This window comes from Paenibacillus doosanensis (genome assembly GCF_025060755.1).
GTDB classification, from domain to species: Bacteria; Bacillota; Bacilli; order Paenibacillales; family NBRC-103111; genus Paenibacillus_S; species Paenibacillus_S doosanensis.
In genome coordinates, this window is record NZ_JANYUY010000021.1 from 18,751 (window position 1) to 36,731 (window position 17,981).

Annotated in this window: 15 protein-coding genes and 1 pseudogene; 1 reads left to right on the forward strand and 15 read right to left on the reverse strand. The window is 55.0% G+C overall.

The window, feature by feature from the left end:
• From ehuB to N0M98_RS16225, 7 genes are all read right to left on the reverse strand, one after another.
• Complete coding sequence (ehuB, locus tag N0M98_RS16195; RefSeq protein ID WP_249865562.1) at nucleotides 1-894, reverse strand: ectoine/hydroxyectoine ABC transporter substrate-binding protein EhuB; 894 nt, start codon at nucleotides 892-894, stop codon at nucleotides 1-3.
• Between the two features lie 834 nt (nucleotides 895-1,728).
• A complete protein-coding gene (locus N0M98_RS16200; RefSeq protein ID WP_259618546.1) occupies nucleotides 1,729-3,531 on the reverse strand; it encodes a hypothetical protein in 1,803 nt (600 codons plus the stop codon).
• 23 nt (nucleotides 3,532-3,554) lie between these two features.
• A complete protein-coding gene (locus tag N0M98_RS16205; RefSeq protein WP_249865564.1) occupies nucleotides 3,555-4,880 on the reverse strand; it encodes an efflux RND transporter periplasmic adaptor subunit in 1,326 nt (441 codons plus the stop codon).
• 81 nt (nucleotides 4,881-4,961) lie between these two features.
• Nucleotides 4,962-8,072 carry an efflux RND transporter permease subunit gene (locus N0M98_RS16210; RefSeq protein WP_259618547.1) on the reverse strand — a complete coding sequence of 1,037 codons (3,111 nt, stop codon included), beginning with the start codon at nucleotides 8,070-8,072 and terminating at the stop codon, nucleotides 4,962-4,964.
• 692 nt (nucleotides 8,073-8,764) lie between these two features.
• Entirely contained in the window at nucleotides 8,765-10,138 is a 1,374-nt protein-coding gene (locus N0M98_RS16215) for a sensor histidine kinase (RefSeq protein ID WP_259618548.1), read from the reverse strand.
• A complete protein-coding gene (locus N0M98_RS16220; RefSeq protein ID WP_259618549.1) occupies nucleotides 10,135-10,812 on the reverse strand; it encodes a response regulator transcription factor in 678 nt (225 codons plus the stop codon). The genes N0M98_RS16215 and N0M98_RS16220 overlap by 4 nt, the downstream gene beginning before the upstream one ends.
• A 242-nt stretch (nucleotides 10,813-11,054) precedes the next feature.
• Nucleotides 11,055-12,209: a Gfo/Idh/MocA family protein gene (locus tag N0M98_RS16225; RefSeq protein WP_249865568.1), complete on the reverse strand. Its 1,155-nt coding sequence runs from the start codon at nucleotides 12,207-12,209 to the stop codon at nucleotides 11,055-11,057.
• A gap of 160 nt (nucleotides 12,210-12,369) precedes the next feature.
• Here N0M98_RS16225 and N0M98_RS16230 point away from each other — a divergent pair, with 160 nt between their 5' ends.
• The gene (locus N0M98_RS16230; protein ID WP_259618550.1) at nucleotides 12,370-13,233 is read left to right on the forward strand and encodes an AraC family transcriptional regulator; all 864 of its coding nucleotides are present in this window, start codon (nucleotides 12,370-12,372) and stop codon (nucleotides 13,231-13,233) included.
• A gap of 234 nt (nucleotides 13,234-13,467) precedes the next feature.
• Here N0M98_RS16230 and cdaS read toward each other — a convergent pair whose 3' ends face one another.
• From cdaS to N0M98_RS16270, 8 genes and pseudogenes are all read right to left on the reverse strand, one after another.
• Nucleotides 13,468-14,109: a sporulation-specific diadenylate cyclase CdaS gene (gene cdaS, locus N0M98_RS16235; protein ID WP_249866290.1), complete on the reverse strand. Its 642-nt coding sequence runs from the start codon at nucleotides 14,107-14,109 to the stop codon at nucleotides 13,468-13,470.
• Between the two features lie 85 nt (nucleotides 14,110-14,194).
• Nucleotides 14,195-14,461 (reverse strand): metal-sensitive transcriptional regulator, encoded by a 267-nt coding sequence (locus N0M98_RS16240; protein WP_375295495.1) that lies wholly within the window; start codon nucleotides 14,459-14,461, stop codon nucleotides 14,195-14,197.
• A 93-nt stretch (nucleotides 14,462-14,554) separates the two neighbouring features.
• The gene (locus tag N0M98_RS16245) at nucleotides 14,555-15,037 is read right to left on the reverse strand and encodes a DsrE/DsrF/DrsH-like family protein (protein ID WP_249865570.1); all 483 of its coding nucleotides are present in this window, start codon (nucleotides 15,035-15,037) and stop codon (nucleotides 14,555-14,557) included.
• A gap of 84 nt (nucleotides 15,038-15,121) precedes the next feature.
• A complete protein-coding gene (locus N0M98_RS16250) occupies nucleotides 15,122-15,547 on the reverse strand; it encodes a rhodanese-like domain-containing protein (RefSeq protein WP_259618551.1) in 426 nt (141 codons plus the stop codon).
• Nucleotides 15,548-15,623: 76 nt separating this feature from the next.
• Nucleotides 15,624-15,848, reverse strand: a complete 225-nt coding sequence (locus N0M98_RS16255; protein ID WP_259618552.1) for a sulfurtransferase TusA family protein — start codon at nucleotides 15,846-15,848, stop codon at nucleotides 15,624-15,626.
• Between the two features lie 83 nt (nucleotides 15,849-15,931).
• Nucleotides 15,932-17,071: an MBL fold metallo-hydrolase gene (locus N0M98_RS16260; protein WP_259618553.1), complete on the reverse strand. Its 1,140-nt coding sequence runs from the start codon at nucleotides 17,069-17,071 to the stop codon at nucleotides 15,932-15,934.
• Between the two features lie 220 nt (nucleotides 17,072-17,291).
• Entirely contained in the window at nucleotides 17,292-17,576 is a 285-nt protein-coding gene (locus tag N0M98_RS16265) for a hypothetical protein (RefSeq protein WP_249865574.1), read from the reverse strand.
• Nucleotides 17,577-17,849: 273 nt separating this feature from the next.
• Nucleotides 17,850-17,981 (reverse strand): annotated as a pseudogene (locus N0M98_RS16270) (antibiotic biosynthesis monooxygenase); the annotation flags it as partial.

Sequence of the window (17,981 nt, forward strand, 5' to 3'; positions counted from 1 at the left end):
CTACTGCTCCTTGCAGAGCGCTTCGGATGTCATGTCGCCGGGAAGCTCCTGTTCCGTAAATCCGAATTTTTGCAAAATTTCGAGCAGCTCTCCGGAATCCTTCAACTTCTTCAGCTCGGCGTTAAACGCTTCCTGGAAGCTCTTGTCTTCGGGACGGAACGCCGTTGCGCCGTATCCCCTGACACTCTTGGAATCGATAAGCGGCTGCTCGAAATCGGCGACGCGTTCGAGCTTGCTGTCATTGGCCGAATCCAGCATCGCCTGCAGCGCAGGCCCGGTCATCGTTACCGCTTGCGCCCGGTTGGCTTGAAGAGCGTTCAAAGCCGACGCCTGATCGGGCACGAGCACCATCTGCTCTTTGGCGACGCCCGATTTTTCCAAATAACCGATCTCGATCGCACCGGTCATAACGGCCACTTTGGCCTCTTTGTTGTTGGCGATGTCTTGATAACTGCGGAGCTTGTGGGGATTGCCTTCCTGAACCGCGATAGCTTCTCCGATACTGTACTCCGGATTAGCGAAGAGAACCGCTTGGCAGCGCTGAGGATTAATAAACATGCCGGCCGTAATCATGTCGAACCGTTTGGCTTGAAGGCCCCCGATTAATGATCCGAATTCCGTTAATTCGCCTTTCATTTCGTTGATACCGAGTTTGCCCAGAACTACCCGGGCAATTTCTACCGCTTCTCCCGTCAATTGACCGTCGGATGTCTTATAGGCGTATGGCTTCTCGTTAGCGAAGCCCACCGTCACCGAGCCTTTCTGTTTGGCTTGAGCCAACGTATCGTTGCCCGCTTCGGACGCCTGTTTGCCTGCATTGCCGTCTCCGGCGCCCGCTTGCCCGGCGCTTCCGCAGCCGACGACTGATGTGAGAAGCGTTAGAAACAGCACCATCGCTAGACCCCTTCTCAAGCAGCATCACTACCTCTCTTAAGAATTCGTTCGCGCGAACAGTTATAATGCTAACACAGTTTTTTGGGCTGTGTCATACAGGCTGACACCGGGTATTTCCAGTAAATCCCTCCTGTCCTAGGGTATGGGGGGATTACCCGGCCTATGCTCCTTTTTCCTTCCCTATCGTCCCATATCGTGTATAACTCTCCATTTTCGATTTTTAAGCCAATATGGTATTGGTAATGATAAATGACTCCTTTATATCAAAAGATGTCCCTGATCGGCATTTATTGCAGCTAAAATCACATTCAGAAGGCATATCGCGGAGTGATCCCAATGGCAAAATGGATAAATCGGCCTTCGCAGCGCCTTAACCGCATAGCCTCCCCTGTCTTATGCCAAGCCGTACCGCTCGCCCAACAAGTGCGGTTGCCGTCCCCTCGATGATTGCGGCATTTTAGCGCCAAGGAAATTTTTTCTTTCCCTGCCCAACCGGCTCATCCTACTCGCACGCTCCATTCCTTTTCGTCGCATCATGTCGCTTGTCGTCGCCCGATTTATTTAACCATTGGTAAAATAAAGCGAATACCCGTCTCACAAAACTTCCCTCGCAGAACAAATCCCCCAAAAGTGACGTGATGCTCTGAAGCTTATTCCGTCCGCATCCAGCCTAGGCTGGATCGGCGTCTAACCATTCCTCTGGGATCGTTCTATGGGTAGACATTCCTTTCGGGGGAGCACCCGGATTTCCACAGGAATTTGCTGCGCATCATTTCCTAAACAAAGAAAAAAGACAGCCTCTTTTAAAAGAGACTGTCCCAGAGGGATAACACCCTAGCTCAACGTTTTCAGCAGCCGCTTCGCTTGTCCGTCAGGCGTTTCGATAACTTCGTACATATTGACAGTAATCGGGAATTCGAACTGTTCGCTGGCAATGCTGTTCGTCACAATCGTCTGCGTGCCGCTAACGAGCTTCTGGCTTCCCGTGAAGCTGCCGTCCGCCGTGCCCAGCACCCGTCCTAGCTTGTCTACGACCTCGAAATGAAGCTTGGAGAAATTTTGATCGACGACCACGTTCTCCGCTTGTTTCATGTCGAGCGTCAACTTCATTTTATAAGAATAAGATGCCGTCGTCGTTCCATAGTTCGTGCCGACCGTCCAATCCGTCAAATGAATATCGTAAGGGTACAGATGGAGCGTATTATCGTCGCTTTCCTTCTGGAGCGGCGCCTGCACCGACGCGATCGCTATTTTGTAAGGAGACGCCGTCTGGCCGTCCAGCAGCTTCAGCACGAGCCCGTCTCCGCTTTCGGTCTGCGGGATGTTAAACGAATAGCTTACGACATAGCTGAGACCCGGGTTAAGCGTCGCCGCAACGTTCGTCTGCCTTACGCCGGAATAGGCAGCTCCGCCGCCGCCGACCAGCTCGGTTTCGAAAGCCGGCGTCGGTACCGGCTTATCGCTCTTGTTCGTCAGCACAAACTTGCCGATGGCGGTCTTGTAGCCTTCTCCCGGATTTTGCTGCATATGCAGCTCCATCAGCGTCACCTGCGTATGATCGATCAATTTCGACAACGGATCTACGGCGATCGGCGAGCCTAACGTATAACTTGCCGTAGAGGCCGGGTCAGCCTGCGCCCCAGCGGGCAAAGTTACGGCCAGACGGCCCGTATCGATCTGTGTGCCCGCTGCGGCTTGTCCGCCGCTCGTCTGAGACGAGCCGGAGCCCGAGCCCGGCAGGAACGTATCGGTAGTCATGAGGATCAAGCTGGACGGCTCCGCGTTATTCTCCATCGGAACGGCAAAATGAATATATTTCTGCTCGCCCGCTTCGACGGTTACGTCATCCTTCTCCGTGCGCGCTCCCGCAAAAGTTTTCTGCCCGGCGCGGACGTCCAAGCGGAAATCGGGCACCGTCTCGCGTCCGAGTCCGGGATTTTGCGTCAACAGCGTGACGACCGCTACCGGACCCTTATCCGTATTCTCCGTAGTCAAACCGGCCGGCGTATAGAGCAAATCGGAATTGAGGCCGGGAATGGAGAACGTTTGCCCCCATGCCAGCTGCGTGGTTGGAAGAGCGCTGCCGCTGGAGCCGTACCATACTTCCGGGCCTAGCGGGAAGCCGAGCAGCGTCGTCTCCGTCTTCGGATAGGCGTATTCGTCCACCTTCACGAAGGAGACGCCGGCCAGCTTCATCGCCGCCTTGCTGTCCACGACGCTCATATAGACGAGCTCTCCGATTTCCTTGGGCTTCAGCGCCTTCTTGTTATCGGAGCTGGCATCGAGGGTATAATCGAGACCGTCCGCCGTTTGCACCCTCAGCTCGTAATCGGGCACGCGCTGCTTCTCCGTGCCGCCGTTATACAGTCTGACCGTGACGGCGATGCGCAGCCCGTCCGGCGTCGACTCCACAGATGCCCCTTTGACGGCGGCCTGAATATTCTCCGTCAAATGATTGTCCGCCGGCGTCTCGGCCGCGGCCTCCGTTGCAGCTGGTTCCGCTGCCGCATTCTCGCCGGCCTCCGTTGCGGACGGCTCCGCCGCGAGCGCCGCTGCGGGCAGCGCCGCGCCTCCTTGCACGATAATAGCGGTGCCCAGCATAACCGATGTCAGTGTCATTTTCCATCGTTCATTCATTGTGTCCACTCCTCACTGTCGGATTATTTGGCTTGCTTCTGCCCGTCCGGGGCGGCTCCCGCCGGAGCCGGAGACGGGGAAGGCGCCGCAGACGCGGCTTCTACCTTCTGTCCGTCCTTAAGCTGATGCTGTCCGGTAACGACCAACTGCTCGCCTTCCTTCACGCCGTCCAGCACTTCCTGATAAGAGCCGTTGATACGGCCCAGCTTGATTTTGCGCTTCTGATACGTATCTCCCTGCTGCACGAAGACGAACGCGTCCGATTCCTCCCGGATAATGCTTAACGTCGGCACAACGACGACCTTCTCTTCTTCCTCCGTCGTCAGCTGAACCATCACGCGCGTCCCAGGCGTGATCGTATGGTCCGGATTGGCGACCTCCAGCTCCAGCGTATAAGTTTTCGTCTGCGCGCTCATGACCGGAGCCAGGTAGCTGATTTGAGCCGTTCCCTTCTTGTCCGGGTTATCCGGGCTATAGTAAACGAGCTCCTTCTTGTTTTTGACCAGCTTCATATTGGTCTCGCTCAGCTCCGTCGTGATCTTCACAGGGTCGATCTGCAGCACCTGACCGAGCTTCGATGCGGTGTTGACCGTCTGCCCGACCTCGGGGGTAAAATCGGTCAGCACCCCGCTGGCCGGAGCCTTGACGTTATAATTGTCCAGCGCGCGGATGGAATCCTCCAGCGCCAGCTGATTGGTTTCCGCCTGCGTCTCGGCCGAAGCGATCGTATTGTTGTTATCGTTTGCGGCCAGCTTGTTCTGAGCCGATTCCAGGCTCATGCGGGCATTGTCCACCTGCTGCTGCGCCTGCTCCAACTGATGGTCGCTTGCCAAACCGTTGTCGTAATCGTTGCGCATTTTGTTATAATCCTGCTGCGCGTTCTTCAGCGCCGTTTCGGCCTTCTGCACCGCATCGGCCAAATCCTTGCGGTTGTTGATCTGATCGTCCTTCGCCTTCTGCAGCGACTCTTGCGAGCTCCTTACCGCCAGCTCGTTTTTCCGCTTGGCCGATTCCGCATCCTTGCTGTCGACACGGAACAATACTTCGCCTTTTTCGACATAATCCCCGCGTTTCTTCAATACTTCAATGACTTCCCCGTTCGCTTTGGTTGCAATATCAATCGCGGTTCCGGCCGAAATATCCGCCACCTGCTCGGCCGGATCGCTGATCCGCTGCTTGGCCACCGGCTCCGTCTTAACGGCTCTTACCTGCAGCTGCGCCTGCGCCGCTCCCTTGGGCCCGCCGGGGGCCGAGCAGCCGGCCGCCATGACGGCCGCCAGCGTCAATACGGCCAGAATGCGGACGGCGTGATATTGCCTTGTACCCTTTCCCATGCTGATCCTCTTCATCGTTCTGCCTCCTCCATGCTTTTCCAAATCCCCTGATTGATTCCTTGCATTCTATACGGATCGGATTCGTGCACCGACCTTTTATCCTTCCAGCGTGCTTGTCGGAGCGGCCGAATGGTCCGCTTTATGCAGCAAGCGGGATATGCGCGCCTTGATCTCCTCGATCAGCTCGTACACAATCGGAACGACGATCAGCGTTAAAATCGTCGAGGTGATCAGCCCGCCGATAACGACGACGCCGAGTCCTTTGCCGATCAGCGCGCCTTCTCCGGATAAGCCCAGTGCGAGCGGGAATAGCGCCATTATCGTAGCGCCGGCCGTCATAATGATTGGTCTTAGGCGGACTTTACCCGCTTCGATCAAGGCATGACGAACCGTATAACCCTCTTCTCTTAGCTGCTGGGCGCGGTCGACCAGCACGATCGCATTGGTAACGACAATCCCGATCAGCATCATGAAGCCGATCATGGACGTCACGTTCAGCGCCTGCCGCGTAACGACCAGACCGATCAATCCACCGATGGCGGCAAGCGGCAGCGAGAACAGAATGGCGAACGGTGCCGCCGCATTTCCGAAAGCGAGCACCATGACCAGATACACCATGAAGACGGCGACGGCCATAGCCATAAACAGCTGGGTGAAGCTTTCGTTAATATCTTCGTTAACGCCTCTGACCTCGCGGGTTACGCCGTCAGGCAGTTCAACGGAACGCAAGGCGGCCGATACTTTGCCGCTTACGGCGTTTTTGTCTTCCGCTTTAATCTTCGCCGTCACCCGCACCAGCTGCTTCTGGTCGTCGCGTCCAAGCGATACGGCGCCGGGAACGAGACTAATTTTGGCGACTTCCTTCAAGTAGACAGTTTGGCCGCCCGTACCTGCGAGCGGAATATTGCCCAGCTTTTCCAGCGAGTTTTTATCGGATTTATCCATCGACACGGTTGTCGTATAAGTTACGCCGTCCAGCTTCAGATCGCCGAGATTTTGCTTTTGAATCCACGTGCTGGCGGTCTCCCGCACCGACGAGGCCGTCAAACCGAACGCTCTCGCCTTTTTCTGGTCGACCGCGATCTCTACCTCGGTTTTGCCGTCGCTCAGGCTGTCTTCGATTTCGCTAAGCTCGGGAAACTCCTCCATCTTCGTCTTGATGATGGCCGCAGCCTCCTCCAGCCTCGTCTGATCTTCCCCTTTCAGGTTATAGGAAAAGTCGGTGCTCGACACGCCGTTGCCGCCTCCGACTCCCCTCGGCTGTACCTCGGACCCTGCGGGAAGCTCCGAGAGAATGAACTGCTTCGCCTGCTCCTTCACTTGATCGGGGTCTACTTGCTCATTAACTTCCACATAAATTTGCGCAGCGTAAGCGACCCGGTTATCCCCGTTGCCGTTATACCCCGCCAAGCCTTCGACATAAGTAAACAACTTATTGCCTTGGCTGTCCTTGGCGTCCATCAGCAGCTGCTCCAGCTCCTGCGTCTTTTCCTTGGTCGCTTCGAATGCCGTTTCATTGGGCAGCTTCATGACAAAATACATCGTCCGCGACGGCTTCCCGTCGGGAAGAAACGATACGCCGAGCGCAGGAATGGTCGCAGCCAGTGTGCCTACGAACAACAGCGCCGCCAGAAGCAGCGATTTGATTCGATGGGTCAGCGACCAATGAAGGACATTCTCGTAAACGGTCATAAATTTGCCCTGCTTCTCCTGATCATGGGATGCATGCTTCACCTTGCCGCGCAGCACGAGCAGCTTCGCCAGCATCGGAATGACCGTCAATGCGACGAGCAAGGACGAGAGCAGCGCGCAGGCCAGCGTAATGGCAAACGGCCGGAAAAATCCGCCGACGACGCCGCTGACCATCCCGATCGGAGCGAACACGCCGACCGTAGCCAGCGTAGACGAAGTGATTGCCATCGCCACCTGCTTCGTGGCCAGGACGATGACCGATTCCTTGCGCTCCTGAGCTTTCTCCAGCGTCGTATAGATGTTCTCGATAACGACGATCGAATCGTCGACGACGCGCCCGACCGCGATGAACATGCCGCCGAGCGTCATCGTATTCAGCGTCAGCCCGAGCTCCCACATCAGCAGCAGCGTAATCAAAATGGACAACGGTATCGACACGAGCACGATCAGCGTCATCCGCACGTTGCGCAGAAACAGGAGAATCATAAAGGAAGCCAGAAGCGCTCCGACGACGCCCTCCCGCAGCATCCCGTTGATCGATTCCTTGATTTCGTCCGCGCCGTCATAGGTCGTTTTGAACACAGCGTTAGGCATAGATTGCTTCCACTGCTCCTTCAGCTTCTCGACACTGTTCGAGAAATCGACGGCGTTTGCGCTGCCGGTTTTGTACAAAATCATCGCAATGGCCGGCTTGCCGTCCAAACGTCCGGAGAAGTTGGACTCGGTAATCGCTTTAACCTTAGCCACGCGATCCAGTGTAATAATATCTCCCTTAGGAGTCGTTATTTCGATTTGTTCAATATCGTAGACGCTCTGAATATCGCCCGTCACGCGGGCGCTCTTGTCGTTCCCGCTAATTTCGACGCTGCCGATCGGACTCTTCGTCACGGCAGCCCGCAAGGCGCTCGTCACCTGAGGCGGCGTTAATCCGTACGCGTTCAGGGCGTCTGCGTCCAGTTCAATGTCGAGACTGGTATCTCTGACGCCGATCGAATCCAGATGGTCGATCCCTTTGACCGATTCCAGGTCCGGCTTGATCGTATCCTCATAACGCTTGTCCAGCTCGGTCTGGCTCATTCCGTTCTCGGCATAAGCCACCAGGTAGATCGAAGGCATCGAGGACGCTCCGAACGTCGACGCTTTCGGCGTACCCGCCGAATCAGGAAGCTGAACTTCCTGCAGCAGGCTCTCGACATCCTGCTTCTTCTTATCCGTATCGACATTTTGCTTGAACTGCAAAATGACCCTGGCATTGTTCTCGCTGGAAGTCGACGACATCGAGTCCAAATCCTCGATATTGGCCAGCTTCTTCTCCAACGGCTCGGTCACTTGTTCCATGACGTCCTTCGGCGAGCCCGTATAGGTCGCGCTTACCATAACGACCGGGAACGATACGTTCGGCATGTTCTCCACCTTCAGCTTGCTCGTGGCGTAGACGCCGCTGCCGAACAAGAGAATCATGATGATGAACAAGGCGGAGACATTTTTCATCGAAAAATGGGTTAATCGGTTCATTTCAGCACTCCCCTCGGTCCTTTCCTGATTTATCTTTTGGTTGTATGTACACCAGAATAGAATAATATGGAAGTATGAACTGAATATGAACTGGCGCATATTTTGTCGGGAACCGGCTTCTGTATGGCCACAACTGCGGCTGTAACCGTTGCGCAAGCCTCCAACGGACACTGATGCCGTTATTGGACCCTATAATCAGCTTCTTGAATTCTAGCGGACATGATTGCAGCTACTTAATAGAAATATCTCTCTTGATAAGCAAATCGGGACTAATAAGCGCCGTGGCGACCGTTGCCATTTGAAAACGGCCGTTTGTAACGAGATTAGCTGCCATGGTGTCCGTTAAATTTTATGGGTAACGCAGACGGTGAGAATAAGCGGAACAAATCCCCCAAAAGTGACGTGATGCACTGAAGCTTATTCCGTCCGCATCCAGCCTAAGCTGGATCGGCGTCTAACCCTTCCTCCGGGATCGTTCTATGGGTAGACTTTCCTTTCGGGGGAGCCCACGGATTTCCACAGGATATGGCTGCGCATCATTTCCTAAACAACCAAAAAACTGACAGAGAACTTCACCGTCAGTCTTTAACCATCTTTGCGGGCTGCGCCTTCAGGCAGTTCACCGCATTCTTCCGCAAGCTCTTAAGAGCACAATGCGAAGAGCACAATGCGCAAAATAGTCTCCCGGCCTTTCAAGCGCCGGCGTTTCTTTTCTTCACCGCGCCGGGCAGCATCACCTTAAACAGGGAGCCTTGGCCCGGCTTGCTGTCGACCGTAATGATCCCGCAGTGAAGATCGACGATTTTGCGGACGATCGCCAGCCCCAGCCCGCTGCCCCCGACTTCGCGCTGTCTGGCGCGGTCCGCTTTGTAGAAGCGGTCGAATATATGCGCCAGCTCCTCGGGTCCCATACCGATGCCCGAATCGTGCACCGTCACCTGCACCCGGTCGACCAGCGCCTCAAGCTTCACGCGGATGACGCCGCCCTCGGGAGTAAATTTGATCGCGTTATGCAGCAGATTAATCCATACCTGACTCAGCTGGTCTTCGTCGGCCGACAGCATGACGGGCGGAAGATTCAGCTGCAGGTCCAGCCGCTTAGCCGACCAGATCGGCTCCTGGGTGACAATAATGCGCCGGATTTGCTCGTCCAGCCGGTATACGACGGGATGGAACGGGTGATGCTCCGACTCCAGCGAAGCTAAGCTGAGCAAGTTTTCGCTGAGCCGCGATAAGCGCTCCGATTCCGTTTGGATAATATCCAAATAGTGGTTGCGCTCCTCCTCCGGCAAATCCGAGTACCGAATCATTTTGGAAAAACCGGCGATCGAGGTTAACGGCGACTGAATCTCGTGCGACACGCTGGAGACGAAATCTTGTCGCATCAGCTCGAGCTGCTTCAGTTCGCCCGCCATTTGGCTGAAGCTGCGCGCCAGCTCCCCCACCTCGTCCTTGCGCTCGAGCCAGGTGAACGTAATGTCGAAGTCTCCCTTCGATATGCGCTGCGTAGCGCGCGTCATCAGCTTCAGCGGCTGCACCAAATAACGCGCCGCGATCAGGACGAACAAGCTGCCCATAATGAGCGTAATTGCGAGGACGGTAAACAAAATATAGCGAAAATTGTCCTCGTTATTGCGCATGACCGGCTGTACGAAAACCGCGTAGCTGTGCCCGTTCAAGGACAGAGGACGTCCGACCCACTGCTCGATCGGCTCCCCGGACTGGGCGGCTTGCTGTCCTTTCAATACTTGCTCCACCGCCTGCTGCGGAATTTCCGGGAGCGGCTGGTCCGGACCTAGCACCGTCCGGTGCAGCTGCTCGTCGAACACCGTAATGTAATACCGCTGCACCCAATGCAAATGATGCAAATAAGCGTCCATATCCACGCCTTTCATTTCCCGGAAAATAGCGGCAATATCCTCCGACGCATTGGACAAATCCTTCTGCATCCCCGATTCGAACATATCTCTGAACCAGTAATTCGAGGCATAGAAGGCGATAATCAGCCCCAATATGACGGACAGCATAAACGTCAGCGCAACCCGGACATATAAAGAACGGATCATGCTCTCAGCTCCAGTTTGTAGCCTAGCCCGCGCACCGTCACGATCGCGAAGGATGAAGTCTCTTCGGGAAATCTCTCGCGCAGCCTTTTAATATGTACATCTACCGTACGCTCTTCGCCCTCGTAGTCCATTCCCCAAATTTGATCGACGAGCTGGTTGCGGGTAAACACTTGATTCGGATGCCCGGCCAGCTTGAACAGCAGCTCGAATTCCTTCAAAGGCAGCGTTTGCCGCTGTCCTCCTTGAACGACCTCGAGATTGCTCCGGTTGAGCTCGACATCGCCTATTTGAACGGTTTGCGATACGTTAATTTTATAGCGCTTCATCAGCGCCTTGACCCTCATCGCCAGTTCCAGCGGATCGAACGGCTTGACCACATAATCGTCGGTCCCGAGCTGGAAGCCTTTGACCTTATGGGCCTGCTCGCTCTTGGCGGTGACCATCAGCAGCGGCAGATCGGGATAACGCGCCCGCACTTCCCTGCACAGCTCCCAGCCGTCCATCTGCGGCATCATAATATCCAGAATCATCAAATCTACGCGCGTCCGTTCGAGCATCTCCAGCGCTTCCACGCCGTTACTGCTGTCCAGAAGCTGCATCTCCTCGCCGCGCAGGGCCAGCTTAATCAACTGGCGTATAAACGGATCGTCGTCAACGATTAAAATTTTGGTCATGACTTTCTTCCCCCACGTCACTTCATTTCATCCACCATACCATAAATAGGCAAGAACTTCCCTACATTATCTTACTGCACTAATATGAACTAAATATGAATGGAGTGGCAAAAAGTTTTATCCAATTTTTGGATATTGCATGGCTCCGAAAACCGTACACAGCCCAAACCGTTATACGAAAAAAAAGAAAAAGCAGCCGTGCGAGGCCGCTTTTCCTTCATTCTGCGCTATGCGATTATCGCTTATTTCTCTCCCGATACGGTAATTTCATTTTTGCTGAACCCGGTAACGGAGCGTGTTTTCTCGTAAAAATGCGTGGCATGGGCTTGAATCCCCTCTCTTGTGTAAAAAGGGTCTTCCTGAGCAAGCGGCAGCTTCACCAGCTGGTTCGTGCTCGCCGATTTATAGATCGCGGTAATCAGCTCCAGCGTGCTGCGTCCGCTATGCCCGTCGATCAGTACCGGCGTGCCCTGCTCGATCCCTTGAAGCACGTTGTCGATCTGACCTTTATGCCCTTCATGCTCCACTTCGGGCAGCCGGTCGTACAGCTCCTGAAGCTGCCGTTCCAGCTCCGGATTCGGCTGGGGAAAGCCGTTCTCCTTGGAGACGGACGCCTTGACCTTCCACGGAGCGGAAATACGCGCCGCCGCGCCTTGGAAGATCAGCTGCTGCTCCTCCCCGTGATGCACGACCGAGCTGGTCACCTGGCCGAGCGCCCCGCTGTCAAAGCGCAGAACCGCTACCGACAAATCCTCCACTTCGGCGTTGTCGTGCGAGGTGTTGGCCATCAGCGCCTGCACTTCCTTCGGCATCCCCATCATCCACTGCAAGGCATCGATATGATGAACGGCGTGGTTGATCGTGCAGCCCCCGCCTTCCTTCTCCCAGGTGCCGCGCCACCACAGATCGTAGTAGCAATGGCCCCGCCACCAGTACGAATCGACCTGGGCGTGGACGATCTTGCCGGCGAGTCCTTCATCCAGCACCTGCTTCAGCTTCATCATCGGCGAACGGAAGCGGTTCTGCGCTACGACGGACAATATTTTGCCGCTCTGCGCCGCCGCTTCGTTCATCTCGTCGCATTCGCGGAGCGAGGCGGCCATCGGCTTCTCCACCAGCACATGAGAGCCCGCCAGCAAGAACGATTTGGCAATTTCGGCATGCGTATACGGCGGCGTGCAGACGGAGACAAGGTCGATTCCTTGACCGAGCAGCTCCTTGTAGTCGGCTGCGGCTCGGGCTTGGCCCGCCAATCCGAATTTGTCGACCGCTTCCTCGGCCTTTTCCACAAAAATATCGGCAACCGCAACAATCTGGCATCGCTCCGGAAACGCCAAATATCCTTCGATATGCGCTCTCGAAATCGCTCCCGCGCCAATAATCGCAACACGAATCATATCGTACATTCCTCCCTCGTCATCATACTTCCATCATAAGCGAGAGCGGGATATTTTTATGATCCGATATTGTGTAAAAATGCTCAGATCTTGCTATAATGGAACCAAGTTATTCGGCCTGGCGCGCCGCGCCATAACTATGCTTGGGGAGATGAACCGGATGACCGCCGAACCGTTCTCGTTTGACTACAAACGCACTTCCGAAAGCGCCTTCAAGGAGGTGTTTCACGCGCATCTCGAAATGGAGTTCACCTATATCCATGAAGGCGTCGGCAACTTGATCGTCGAAGGCCGCACCTATCCCATCGGTCCGGGAACGCTGATGGTATTCCACCCGTTTCAGCTGCACCGCGTACAAATTCACGTCACCGCGGAGCGGCCGTTCATCCGCAGCGTGATCATGTTCGACCCGGCTCTGCTCACCCCGTATTGGGAGACGTTCCCGCTGCTCAAGAGCTTCTTCGCGTCGCTTAAGCAGCATGCCAAAGCGGCCCGGCCCATCCGTATGCTGGATGAAGCGGACCCGGCCCTCTTATGGATGAAGTCGTTTCACGAAGCGCGCAGAACCATCCTTCCGGCGGAAAAACAGGAGGAATGGATGTTCTTCCTCCTCGGTTTGATGCGGCAGCTTCGCCGCGCCGAGCTGGCCAAGCGGGAAGAGCCGGACGAGCAGACTACGCTGTCGGCAAGACATCCTCACCGCGCCGAGCAGATCATGCAGTGGATCGAGCGGCATTACGCCGAGCCGTTTCGGCTGGAGCAGATGGCTAAGGAGCTGCACTTGTCCCGTTACCATATCGCCCATCTGTTCAAGGAGGCTACGGGAACGACGATTCTCGCCTATGTGACAGCTACGCGGATCAGGCACGCCTGCCTGCTGCTGACGACGACGTCGCTAACCGTGCCGGAGATCGGCCTTCGTGCGGGCCTGCCCAATCCGTCGTATTTTTGCCGCGTGTTCAAGGAAACGATGGGCACGACGCCGCACCAATACCGGCTGAACATCCAGAAGAGCCGCGCTTAAGGCTCGGGCAGAACAAATCCCCCAAAAGCGACGTGATGCTCTGAAGCTTATTCCGTCCGCATCCAGCCTAGGCTGGATCGGCGTCTAACCATTCCGCTGGGATCGTTCTATGGTTAGACATTACTTTCGGGGGAGCCCCCCGGATATCTACAGGATATTGCTGCACATCATTTCCTAAACAATTAAAAAAAGAACGGGCTCCCCGCAGCCTGTTCTCCTAAAATCTGTTGCCGCTTATTGCGGCATTCCTTCCTCCACCAAAGCATCGATGCCGCTCAGCGGATGCAGCTTTCCCTTGAACGCGAACGAGGCGTCGCCCGTTTCCTCGGACACGACCAGAATGAGCGCGTCCGTCTGCTCCGCGAGCCCGATTGCTGCTCGGTGCCGGGTGCCGATTTTTTTGCCGGTCACGGCCACATGGGAAACCGGAAGAACGTTGGCCGCCGACACGATCCGGTCGGAATGGATGAGCACGGCTCCGTCATGCAGTGGGTTCCCTGGGTAAAACACGGATTCGAGCAGCGGATACGACAGGTTGGCCTGCATCGGAATGCCCGAATGCAAAATTCCGTCGAGCGGATCGTTTCGCTGCACGACAATGAGCGCGCCGTGGCGCCGTTCGGACAAATGCTGAATGCAAATGGACAAGTCCATGAAATTGTTCGTAAACGCAGACAAGTAGCACTGCAAATAAAAAGACGCCGCCTTGGCCTGCACCTGCCTGAACGCTTCGCGGATGTCATCGAATTGGCTGAGCATGCAGTAGTCTTCGTCGTTCATCTCGTCCAGGCTGCGCTGAAGCTCATCGGCAATATGACGCATCTGCTGCTTCAGCTGTTCTCTCATCGGGGATACGTCGCATTCGGGATGCAGCATACGGTTCACCTCTAGCTTTAATATGCCCGTTTTCATTCCGTCTATTACACCGCGGTTCGTCCGGAACACAGCCAAAGAGAAAGAGCTACCGGCTCTTCACCAGCAGCTCTACCGCCTGCTTCACCATCTTGCTTGAATCTCTGCCCGCTTCCTTCTCCTCGGTAATGCATCTTTCCAAATTGACCGCAACGACGTAGGCGATCGCCTTGTCCGCAGCGCTGCGCACCGCAGACAGCTGGCTGACCACATCCTTGCAGTCCTGCTCTTCCTCCATCATTTTCAAAATGCCGCGAATTTGCCCTTCCATCCGTTTCAGCCTTCTCTTCACATCGTCGTCATATGTCATCGACATGGCGTATTTCATTCCTTTCGTCGTATACCTGTATAGGTATATTATTGCCGATACGCGCGATGAACACAATATGCCGCGAGAAAGCCGCCATCGTCAAATGAACAAATTTACTTTCGCCTCGGCGGCGTCGCCCAAATAAGCGGCTACGCCGGCATACTCGATTCCGTCCAGCAGTTCCTCCTTCTGAAGGCCGAGCAAATCCATCGTCATCGTGCAGGCCACCAGCTTGACTCCCTGCTCCCGGGCGAGTTCAATGAGCTGCGGCAGCGAAAGCGCCCGATGCTTTTTCATCACATGCTTGATCATCTGCGGGCCCATACCGGCAAAATTCATCCGGGAAAGTCCCAGCTTATCCGCTCCGCGCGGCATCATTTTGGCGAACAGGCTCTCCAGCCAGCCTTTTTTCAAACGTACCGGGGCGTCCTTACGCAGCGTGTTCAATCCCCAGAAGGTAAAAAAGATCGTCACTTCATGATCGTAAGCCGCGGCGCCATTGGCGATAATGAAGGCCGCAATCGCTTTATCCAAATCGCCGCTGAACAGAACGATCGTCGTTTTCTCCGGATGCTCCTCCATAGGAACGGCTCCTCCCGCTTGTTATTTTACATATACCCGTATAGGTATTAATAAATTCAAAAAAAATTTAGTCTTTCTCTATCTTCAGCAGCCTCTGGAACAGCAGCACACATGAGCTTGGGCCGCTCTGACGCCCCGCTCCGCCCGTTTCAGCGATTGGATGCCATGCTCCAAGTAAACAAGCCGCGTAAATCCGGATTTGCGCAAAATTCGTGCAGCCTGCCGGCTCTCTCTATTTACATCGGCGATAATGATCGTTTCGGCTTCCTTATTCAGCCCATGCTTCTTAATAAACGGCAGTCTCCCGAGCGATATGTTGACCGAGCCTTCGATGTGATCCGCATAGTAATCGTTCTGATCGCGGACATCGACGATTTGCAAAAAGCCGGCTTCATTTCGCAGACGCTGCAGCAGCACGTTCGCCTCGATAGACGGCACGCCGCGGACCGGCCGGTTTCTATACATCCAATACAAACTGACAGCTACAACCGCAATAAGGATCAGGTTCAAACGAATACTCCTCCTCCAATTCATTTGGTCGGCATCTGTCTTATTGTATACCCTCAAGGGTATGATGCACAAGCGATTACTTCTTTTGGATTCGGAACGAATACGCTCCTTGCTCCTCCCGTATTTCGACCAGCTCGTGGCCGGTGCGCTTGACCCAAGCCTGAACATCGTTCAGCGAGCCTTGATCCGTCGTTAACAATTCCATCATTTGGCCGCTTTCCATCGCATCGATCGCTTTCTTCGCCTTGACGATCGGCATAGGGCAAGCAAGCCCTTTGGCGTCTATAATTCGAGTGTTCATTTTATGTCCTCCTTTGATTAAAAAAGGTGAAAAACGCCGACTACGCGTTCGGAAACGTCTTCCGATCGCTCTTGTCGCCAGTGCTAATGCCGGTGATGGACGGCGCAGCGGTTGGGCCCGAGCTCCAGCTCGGCGGCGCGCTCGTCGTCTGCCTGCAGCTCGCCGCGGTTAATCGCGACAATTTCTTCAAAGTGAGGCGGTTTCTCCGTCGATACCGCTCCCGCCGCCTGCTCGATGAACGATTCGCGGTCGTTCGGATGCATCATCGCGTTCATCTCGCGGATTTGTCCCAGCGGTGCCGCAACCGTTCCGTCCTCGCGCATCTCGTCGATACCGGCAAAATGCGCAGGCAGTACCAGCACCTCATCGGATAATCGGTTCACTTGGCCGATCAAGGTTTCGTACAGATCGTCCGCCCATTGCCGCGCCTTCCCTCCGAGGTCTGGCCTTCCCAAGCCGCTGACGAATACCGTGTCTCCCGACAGCAAGTACCGGCCGTTCAGCAAAAACGAAGTCGAGCCCGGCGTATGCCCCGGCGTCGGGATCGCAAGTACCTCGATCCGCGCCCGCCCTACGCGGATAACCGGATGCTGCTCCAGCGGCTCAAACGCCAGGCCGGTTCCGTCCGCTTCGCCGGAGGATATATAATACACCGCCCCCGTCTGTTCCGCCAGCGACCTGCCTCCCGATATATGATCGGCATGCAGATGGGTGTCGGCGACATGCTCGATCTCGAACGGCGACGCTTCCGCAAGCTGAAGATACACGCCGGTTCTGCGGCTTGCATCGACGATCATCGCCTTCCCTTCCGATACGATCGCATAGGATAAGCAGCCTTTGGCAGGCCGGACGATCTGAATCAGCTTCATCGTCTCATCCTCGGCAATAACGGCGGTATGATGCAGCTCGCTCCAGCCGCGCATGCCTCCTTGCAGGACGGCGGCCATATAACCGCGTTCTTCGAGAAGCCCTGCGACGAATTGGGCCGAGTTGCCTTTGGCACAGACGACGATAATCTCCTTATCCCGCGGCAGAGCGCGGAACAGCTCCTCATCCTCCTCCAGAAAATCGAAATAAGGGATATGAATATGCGTCAGCCGCCTGCCTTCTATCTTCCACGCGGCCGCATCGTCCGCATTGCGGACGTCCAAGATAACGGCCTCCCGGCCGGATTGCATCTGTGCATACAGTTGCTCCGCAGTAATCAATGAGAGAGCGGACATACGTTAGCCTCCTTTATTTATGAATGAAACTTGACTTGTTCGCTGTAACTCCCCCCTCAAATACCCCTATGGGTATTATTTTCAGCAAAAATAATGAGGCTTGCTTCTTGGCAATACCTCGCGAAATTACATATACCCGTATAGGTATATTAACAATGTAATCGAAAACTGCGAATCCGTCAACAGGAAGCCGCTATCTTTGTCTTGCAGCTTCCAACATCTATTTCGTCTCGCGCAGCGCTTCCAGCTCCGCCTGCAGCTCGTCCCCGATCCCTTCGAGCTTTGCGGCCAATACTGCGGCACGGCGGGCAAATCCGGCCGGTTCCTCGATCAGCCGATTCTCCATCAGCGCTCTCGCTTGCTCCAGCGTCTGCCGTTCTCTCTCGTCGAGCCTCGAAACAACGGCGGTATAAACCGCAATTTTGTCCAGCGGCCTGCGGCTGTTCAAGTCGATCGCCGCAAATAGCCTCGTTAAAGCATTTTTCACCTCGTCTGCGCTGTTCATCCTGCTTCAGCTCCTTCCTTCATTATCTTTCCCAGAGGCGGATTCATCCTTGTATGCAAATCATTCGCAGCGGCAGCCCAAATTCGGTGAGTCGGAGAACGAAAACAGGAAACATTTTCTACTTTATAAAGTTTGAACCGATACAAAAGTCAAGTCTCCGTGCTTGAACTCCCTTATGGCGGATGTTCAACACAAATAAACCGCCTTATCAAAAGGCGGCTCATTTCGCTAACGTCGCTATAATAAACATTCAATTCCATTCCCAAAAATCCGTCCGGGCTGGATTGAGGCAAGTTTCTCCATTTCTTCCGCCATTTCAGCGTAACCATGATCCCCCTCTGTCCGCTCGGATGTGAAAATGACCGCATAATAAGGCGGCTTTGGTGTTCGGGCAATTCCGCTCAT